The sequence below is a fragment of the Ruegeria sp. BHSC037 genome (assembly GCF_059613045.1).
This window is the reverse complement of the sequence record NZ_JBXWRT010000025.1, coordinates 1-7,420: the sequence shown is the minus strand read 5'-3', so window position 1 is coordinate 7,420 and position 7,420 is coordinate 1. Positions and strand designations below refer to the sequence as shown.

General features: G+C 62.4%; 8 protein-coding genes. 7 read left to right on the top strand and 1 reads right to left on the bottom strand.

Annotation, left to right across the window (positions count from 1 at the left end; genetic code table 11):
- Nucleotides 1–185 precede the first annotated feature (185 nt).
- Nucleotides 186–899 (bottom strand): orotidine-5'-phosphate decarboxylase, encoded by a 714-nt coding sequence (gene pyrF, locus AC2FMN_RS17100; RefSeq protein ID WP_496684303.1) that lies wholly within the window; start codon nucleotides 897–899, stop codon nucleotides 186–188.
- A gap of 87 nt (nucleotides 900–986) precedes the next feature.
- Between pyrF and AC2FMN_RS17095 the strand changes: the two genes are divergently transcribed.
- The 7 genes from AC2FMN_RS17095 to msrQ all read left to right on the top strand — a co-directional run bounded on the left by AC2FMN_RS17095 (nucleotide 987) and on the right by msrQ (nucleotide 7,108).
- Nucleotides 987–1,910, top strand: a complete 924-nt coding sequence (locus tag AC2FMN_RS17095; protein ID WP_496689660.1) for a tetratricopeptide repeat protein — start codon at nucleotides 987–989, stop codon at nucleotides 1,908–1,910.
- A complete protein-coding gene (locus tag AC2FMN_RS17090; RefSeq protein WP_496689662.1) occupies nucleotides 1,911–2,081 on the top strand; it encodes a hypothetical protein in 171 nt (56 codons plus the stop codon).
- 24 nt (nucleotides 2,082–2,105) lie between these two features.
- The gene (locus tag AC2FMN_RS17085; RefSeq protein ID WP_496689658.1) at nucleotides 2,106–2,243 is read left to right on the top strand and encodes a hypothetical protein; all 138 of its coding nucleotides are present in this window, start codon (nucleotides 2,106–2,108) and stop codon (nucleotides 2,241–2,243) included.
- A gap of 101 nt (nucleotides 2,244–2,344) precedes the next feature.
- Nucleotides 2,345–2,659, top strand: a complete 315-nt coding sequence (locus AC2FMN_RS17080) for a hypothetical protein (protein ID WP_496684311.1) — start codon at nucleotides 2,345–2,347, stop codon at nucleotides 2,657–2,659.
- A 126-nt stretch (nucleotides 2,660–2,785) separates the two neighbouring features.
- Nucleotides 2,786–5,404: an ATP-dependent chaperone ClpB gene (gene clpB, locus AC2FMN_RS17075; RefSeq protein ID WP_496684314.1), complete on the top strand. Its 2,619-nt coding sequence runs from the start codon at nucleotides 2,786–2,788 to the stop codon at nucleotides 5,402–5,404.
- Nucleotides 5,405–5,586: 182 nt separating this feature from the next.
- Nucleotides 5,587–6,489 (top strand): protein-methionine-sulfoxide reductase catalytic subunit MsrP, encoded by a 903-nt coding sequence (msrP, locus tag AC2FMN_RS17070; RefSeq protein WP_496689656.1) that lies wholly within the window; start codon nucleotides 5,587–5,589, stop codon nucleotides 6,487–6,489.
- Between the two features lie 4 nt (nucleotides 6,490–6,493).
- Complete coding sequence (gene msrQ, locus AC2FMN_RS17065; protein ID WP_496689654.1) at nucleotides 6,494–7,108, top strand: protein-methionine-sulfoxide reductase heme-binding subunit MsrQ; 615 nt, start codon at nucleotides 6,494–6,496, stop codon at nucleotides 7,106–7,108.
- The last annotated feature ends 312 nt before the right edge of the window (nucleotides 7,109–7,420 follow it).

The following is a 7,420-nucleotide window of genomic DNA, read 5'->3' as shown; positions in this document are numbered from 1 at the left end:
GGCCCAGAATCGCGCGAAAATGCCTATTTTGACAGGGTTTTGACGCTCCGGGCAAAACCGAGGTTTCGCATGTGTGTTTTCGGGCACAGGGACAATTCGGCGCGGAACGAGGGAAAAGTGACGCAAGGTCAATCGGTTGCGCGCCGCTTCCTGCGAAAAAGACCCCGCGCGAAGGCGTGCCGCGCTTAAACCTGCGGCACCGATTTCAGTTCCTCAAGAACCGACCGCGCGGCTGCCTTGGGGTCTTCGGCACGATAGATCGGTCGTCCGACCACAATGTGATCGGCCCCGTCTGCGATCGCTCTGGCCGGGGTGGCGACCCGCTTCTGGTCGCCCAGATCGGCCCCCGAGGGCCGCACACCAGGGGTGACGATCAGTCGGTCCTGGGACTGGGGCAGGGCGCGGATCAGAGCGGCCTCCTGCGGGCTGGCGATCACGCCGTCGGCCCCGGCCTCGAAGGCGCGGGCCGCGCGCTCCACCACCATGTCCTGCATGTCGCCGGCCTTCATCATGCCGGCATCCAGATCTTCACGGTTCAGCGAGGTGAGGATGGTCACCGCGAGAATCTTCAGATCCTTGCCTGCCGCGCCTTCCTTAGCGGCACGCACCACGTGGGGGTCGCCATGGACGGTCAGGAAATCCAGATCGAACTGCGCCAGCCCTCGTACGGCATTCTCGACCGTGTTGCCGATGTCGAACAGCTTCATGTCCAGAAAGATGCGCTTGCCGTGTTCTTGTTTAAGCTCGTTGGCCAGCGCCAGCCCGCCCCCGGTCAGCATGCCCAGGCCGATCTTGTAGAACGAAACGGCGTCGCCCAGCGTCTCGGCCAGCTTCAGCCCTTCCAGCGCGTTGGGGACGTCGAGGGCGACGATCAGGCGGTCATCGGCGGTTTGGGGCATTGTTTCGACCTTTCAAGCTTGACGGGATCGGCGCTTCTGTAGAGCGTGCGGCACAATCAGACAAGAAAAGACGCAGGAAAATACGGGATGATACGGTTGGGTGTGGTCGCCTCAGCGGCTGTTTTGGCCGGGGCGGGCGCAGTCTGGGCCGGTGAAACGGATTGCGGCGAGGCCCGACAGGTCTGGGCGGATGTCAAGGACAGCGGGTCGGCGGCAGCCATCCAAAGCTTTGCCGAGATCTACGCGGAGTGCTCGATCTATTCCCAACTTGCGCGCGATCTGCTGGCAGGGCTGACCGGAGGGGCCCTGGCGCCGGCCGAGGTCGACGCCCCCAAAGAACCGCAACGACGCCTGCGGGTCTCCGACCTGCGGCCCCGGCCGGAACCCGACCCCGACGATCCACCATACGAGCCCGACTATTCGGACGGAGAATATGAGTGCCTGATGGCCGCCACCGCTCCGGGCCAGTCGCCGCTTTTCGACGGGGTGGAATGGGCGGACATGGACGCTGAGAATGCGATGGCGATCTGTGCCGATCTGCTGCTGAAAAACCAGAATGTCGATGCCGAGGTCGTCGCCGCCTTTGGCCGGGCTTTGATGAAGGGCGGCAAGCTGAAAATGGCGCTCGAGTTCTCGGAGCTGGCCGCGATGGAGGGCAGCGGGCTGGCGATGAACACGCTCGCCACGCTCTATGGCGATGGCAAGATCGTTCCCGCGGACGATGTGACCGCATTTGCCTGGTACATGGCGGCTGCCGAAACCGGTCTGCCGATGGGAATGCACAACGTCGCGTATGGCTACGAGAACGGGCAAGGTGTTGCGCCCGACCTCGACAAGGCGCTGTACTATTATGAAAGGGCCGCGTTCCTCGGATACGAGCAGTCTCTGCTGCGGCTTGGCACATTCTACCGCGAAGGCACGCATGTCACGCGCGACATGCGGCGCGCGGTCGACTATCTGAAGATGGCGGCCCGAAACGGGAGCACCGATGCCGCGGTGCGCTTGGGCTAAATCTACGAAACCGGCGACAACGGCTATTTCAAGGACATCGAACAGGCGTTGGACTATTATTTCCAGGCCGCCAAGCAGGACAATGTCATCGCGCTGCGCAATCTGGGGTCTCTGACCTATCACGGGCGGGATGGCGTGCCTCGGGACATGGAAACGGCCTTCGTGTTCTGAGGAAGGGCCGCGAAGCTCGGCGATATGAAGTCGCAGCGCAAGTTCGGCCGATTGCTCCATGAAATCGGCGAAGTTGAAGAGGCGCTGAGGTTTCTTCGCCTCGCGGCCGGGCAGGGCGATGACGAGGCGCAAAAGCTGATCCGGCAGATCGAAGGCGGTTGAACCCTGCACCGGGCCAGGGGGGGCGTGGTTTCCCCCGCGCTGTCCCAACTGTGCTATGGTGCCGCCATTCAGAAACGAAAATTACACCGAAGGGACAGACCATGAAGCACCTTGTTCCGCTGGCCGTCATGGCCACGCTGGCCGCCTGTGCCGACACGCCGCCGCAAACCGAAACAGGCGCTGCGCCGCCCCCGACCAATGACGATTTGTATCTCGTCCGCGGCTATCGGTCCGAAGATGACTGGTGCCAGTTGACCGGTGAAACCGCCTTTACCGGCAATTTCCTGGACCACACCGCGGACCTCGTGTCGTGCCCCACCGGCAGCGCCGCCGCGCAGTCGCTGGTCGAGACGCTTGATGCCGAGCAGGTGGCCGAAACCGGCGGCTATACCGTCTATACGATTCCCCGCGGCTGAGCGTTTTTTCACCCGCCACCCTCTTGAAGCGGCAGGGGCATTTCCCAAATTGATTAATGAGGCCCAGAACTAAGCGTGCCGCCGAGCGGGCGCAAAAACCTTGGGCGCTTGGAAAAGGAGAGAATGATGGACTTGAACAAGTTCACCGAGCGGGCACGAGGCTTCGTGCAGGCGGCGCAAACTGTTGCGCTGCGCGAGGGACACCAGAGATTGGCTCCCGAGCATATTCTGAAAGCACTGATGGATGATGATCAGGGGCTGGCCAGCAACCTGATCAAACGTGCGGGCGGCGCGCCCGAGCGTGTGGTCGAGGCGCTGGATGTTGCCCTGGCCAAGATCCCGAAGGTCAGCGGCGACGCGGGCCAGGTCTATCTGGACGGCCAGACCGCCAAGGTTCTTGACGAGGCCGAGAAGATTGCCAAGAAGGCCGGAGACAGCTTCGTGCCGGTCGAGCGTGTGCTGATGGCGCTGTGCATCGTCAAATCCAAGGCCAAGGAGGCCTTGGAAGCCGGTGCCGTGTCCGCCCAGAAGCTGAACGAGGCGATCAACGACATCCGCAAGGGCCGCACGGCCGACAGCGCCAATGCCGAAGAAGGCTATGACGCGCTGAAGAAATATGCCCGCGACCTGACCGAGGCCGCCCGCGAGGGCAAGATTGACCCGATCATCGGCCGCGACGAGGAAATCCGCCGCGCCATGCAGGTTCTGTCGCGTCGGACCAAGAACAACCCGGTTCTGATCGGTGAGCCCGGTGTGGGTAAGACCGCCATCGCCGAAGGTCTGGCTCTCCGCATCGTGAACGGCGACGTGCCGGAATCGCTGAAGGACAAGAAGCTGCTGGCGCTGGATATGGGTGCCCTGATCGCTGGTGCGAAATACCGTGGCGAGTTCGAGGAACGTCTGAAGGCCGTTCTGAACGAGGTCACCGCGGCCGCTGGCGAGATCATCCTGTTCATCGACGAGATGCACACGCTGGTGGGTGCCGGCAAGACCGACGGCGCGATGGATGCGGCCAACCTGATCAAGCCCGCGCTGGCGCGGGGCGAGCTGCACTGCATTGGCGCCACCACGCTTGACGAGTACCGCAAATACGTCGAGAAGGACGCGGCCCTTGCCCGCCGGTTCCAGCCCGTCTACGTGCAGGAACCCACGGTCGAGGACACGATCAGCATCCTGCGCGGCATCAAGGAAAAATACGAGCTGCACCACGGCGTGCGCATCTCGGATTCGGCGCTGGTGTCGGCCGCGACCTTGTCTCACCGCTACATCACCGACCGCTTCCTGCCCGACAAGGCAATCGACCTCGTGGACGAGGCCGCCTCGCGTCTGCGTATGGAAGTGGACAGCAAGCCCGAAGAGCTGGACCAGCTGGATCGCCAGATCTTGCAGCTTCAGATCGAGGAAGAGGCACTGAAGCTCGAAGATGACGCGGCTTCGAAAGATCGGCTTGAGGCCTTGCAGAAGGAATTGGCTGAGCTCAAGGAGAAATCCGCCGAGCTGACTGCCCAGTGGCAGGCCGAGCGTGACAAGCTTGCCAGCGCCCGCGAGCTGAAGGAACAGCTGGACAAGGCGCGCGCCGAGCTGGAGATCGCCAAGCGCGAGGGCAATCTGGCCAAGGCCGGTGAGCTGTCCTATGGCGTGATCCCCGAGCTGGAGCGCAAGCTGGCCGAGGCTGAAAGCCAGGAAAGCAACGCTGTGATGGCCAAGGAAACGGTACGCCCTGAACAGATCGCGGCCGTGGTCGAACGCTGGACGGGTATCCCGACCTCGAAGATGCTGGAAGGCGAGCGTGAAAAGCTGCTGCGCATGGAAGAAGCGCTGCATGCCCGCGTGGTCGGCCAGGACGAGGCCGTGCGCGCCGTGGCCAATGCCGTGCGCCGGGCCCGGGCCGGTCTGAACGACGAGAATCGCCCGCTGGGCTCGTTCCTGTTCCTCGGCCCGACCGGTGTGGGTAAGACCGAGCTGACCAAGGCCGTCGCCGAATACCTGTTCGACGACGAACACGCGATGGTGCGGATCGACATGTCCGAATTCATGGAGAAACACGCCGTCGCCCGCCTGATCGGTGCACCGCCGGGCTATGTCGGATATGAGGAAGGTGGCGTTCTGACCGAAGCCGTCCGTCGGCGGCCGTACCAGGTGGTGCTGTTCGACGAGGTCGAGAAGGCGCATCCGGACGTGTTCAACGTGCTGTTGCAGGTGCTGGACGATGGTGTCCTGACCGATGGCCAGGGCCGCACGGTCGATTTCAAGCAGACGCTGATCGTGTTGACCTCGAACCTCGGGTCGCAGGCGCTGAGCCAGTTGCCCGAAGGCGCCGACACGGCGCAGGCCAAGCGCGACGTGATGGACGCGGTCCGGGCGCATTTCCGGCCCGAGTTCCTGAACCGTCTGGACGAGACCATCATCTTCGATCGGCTTCAGCGGTCGGATATGGCTGCGATCGTCGACATCCAGCTGGCCCGCCTGCAGAAGCGGCTTGCCGCGCGCAAGATCCGGCTGGAGCTGGACGAGGCCGCCAAGGAATGGCTGGCCAACGAAGGCTACGACCCGGTCTTCGGGGCGCGTCCGCTCAAGCGCGTGATCCAGCGTGCCCTGCAGAACCCGCTGGCCGAGGCTTTGCTGGCTGGCGAAATCCGGGACGGCGATACCGTGCCGGTGACTGCCGGACCCGATGGCCTGATCATCGGCGACCGGTTGGGCACCAGCGACCGCCCGCGCCCGGACGAAGCCGTCGTGCACTAAGCTGCGGCTTGGTTGAAACAGGAAAGGCCCGCCAGAGATGGCGGGCCTTTTTTTGTCGGTCCGGCGTCAGCGGGCGGCCGGTTCGTTACAGTCCCGTCTCTCAATCGTGACGCAAGTTGCGTTGGTCCCGTGCTAAGACCGGGCTAGGTCGGGTCAGGGGTTGAAACGGAACGGAGACCAAGATGGCGCATCGCTGGACCAACAATTTGACATATGCCGACGTAACGCCTCGGGCGGCGTTTCTAAACCGCCGGCAGGTTATGGCGGGGCTGGCCGGATCCGGCCTTGCTGCAATGGCCGGGCGTGCGCAGGCCGAGGCCGTGCCCGAGCCCAACAGCTGGGAAGATATAACCTCGTACAACAACTACTATGAGTTCGGAACTCGCAAGGACGATCCTTCGAAATACGCCCATACCCTCAAGACCGAACCATGGAGCGTGACAATCGACGGGTTGGTTGACCGTCCAGGGGAGTACGACTTTCAGGATATCATGTCCGAGATGACGATCGAAGAGCGGATCTATCGGTTCCGCTGTGTCGAGGCCTGGTCGATGGTCGTGCCGTGGAACGGGTTCGAGCTGGCCGATCTGCTGAAGATGGTTGGTGTGCAGGAGGGGGCGAAATACGTGGCCTTCGAAACCGCGCTGCGTCCGGATGAGATGCCGGGCGTTGCCTATCCGGTTCTGGACTGGCCCTATCGCGAGGGCTTGCGGCTGGACGAGGCCATGCACCCTCTGACGATCATGGCGACGGGTATCTATGGCCGCCCGATCCCCAATCAGAACGGCGCGCCGCTGCGGCTGGTGGTTCCCTGGAAATATGGCTTCAAGTCGATCAAATCGATTGTACGCATCACCCTGACCGAGGACGAGCCGCCAACCAGCTGGAACATGGCCAACCCGCGTGAATACGGGTTCTACAGCAACGTGAATCCGACCGTGGATCATCCCCGCTGGTCCCAGGCCTCTGAGCGGGTCATCGGCGGCGGATTGTTTGCCAAGCGTCAGCCAACGCTGATGTTCAATGGCTACGAGTCTGACGTCGCAAGCCTGTATGACGGAATGGATCTGTCCGAGTATTATTAAAGCCATGAACAAGCTGAACCAGTTCCTGCGTCGCGTTCCGGTCTGGGCGGTTTACCTGCTGGGCCTACTGCCGGCGCCGTGGCTGTTCTATCTGGGTTTGACCGGTGGACTGGGCGTCGAGCCGATCGAGGCGCTGGAACATAAATATGGCGAGCTGGCCCTCCAGTTGCTGATCCTGGGACTGGCAGTGTCGCCGCTGCGACGTCTGGCCGGGCTGAACCTGATGAAGTTCCGGCGGGCGATCGGCGTTCTGACCGTCTGTTATGCGAGCTTTCATCTGCTGGTCTGGCTGGTGCTGGACGTACAGGTGCCCGCGCAGATCTGGGCGGATATCCTGAAACGGCCATATATCACGATCGGCATGACGGCCTTCGTGCTATTGCTGCCGTTGGGCCTGACATCGAACAACGCCTCGGTGCGCCGTCTCGGAGCCGCCTGGCGCCAGCTGCATCGTCTTGTATATCCGGCGGCTGTTCTGGCCGGTGTGCACTATGTGATGGTGGCCAAGGGGTTCCAGATCGAGCCTTTGCTTTACCTGCTTGTCATCTGCCTCCTTCTACTGTCGCGGCTGCCAGTGCCACGCTATCCGTTCGCGCGAAGCAGCTCCGATTCCGCCTGACTCGCGCCCGAGTCTGTGGGTAAACCTGTGGACTGCGGGTTTGCGGGTCCTGTCCGGAGCGAACCAGCGAGCGTGTGGTGGTCAGAACGGTCGGGGGTGTGTAGTTAAAGTGTTGAAATATAATCGGAAATCTTTGGAAGAAACTTTTTTGAGGGATTGTTGAATTTTCCCCTTGCGGCTTTGGTTGGATAATCTTAGAACCCCCTTCACCGGCGCTGGTGAGGTGTTGGTGACGGGCTGGAGAGGCGGCCTGACGGACTGGAAAGACGGTTGTGACGCTCAGGAGAGACTGGGGCATCTTGAGGATTTGTT

What these genes read in the sequence shown, in the direction of transcription:
- pyrF (WP_496684303.1), bottom strand. Translation starts at nt 899, where the DNA reads ATGCCCCAAACCGCCGATGACCGCCTGATCGTCGCCCTCGACGTCCCC.
- AC2FMN_RS17095 (WP_496689660.1), top strand. Translation starts at nt 987, where the DNA reads ATGATACGGTTGGGTGTGGTCGCCTCAGCGGCTGTTTTGGCCGGGGCG.
- AC2FMN_RS17085 (WP_496689658.1), top strand. Translation starts at nt 2,106, where the DNA reads ATGAAGTCGCAGCGCAAGTTCGGCCGATTGCTCCATGAAATCGGCGAA.
- AC2FMN_RS17080 (WP_496684311.1), top strand. Translation starts at nt 2,345, where the DNA reads ATGAAGCACCTTGTTCCGCTGGCCGTCATGGCCACGCTGGCCGCCTGT.
- clpB (WP_496684314.1), top strand. Translation starts at nt 2,786, where the DNA reads ATGGACTTGAACAAGTTCACCGAGCGGGCACGAGGCTTCGTGCAGGCG.
- msrP (WP_496689656.1), top strand. Translation starts at nt 5,587, where the DNA reads ATGGCGCATCGCTGGACCAACAATTTGACATATGCCGACGTAACGCCT.
- msrQ (WP_496689654.1), top strand. Translation starts at nt 6,494, where the DNA reads ATGAACAAGCTGAACCAGTTCCTGCGTCGCGTTCCGGTCTGGGCGGTT.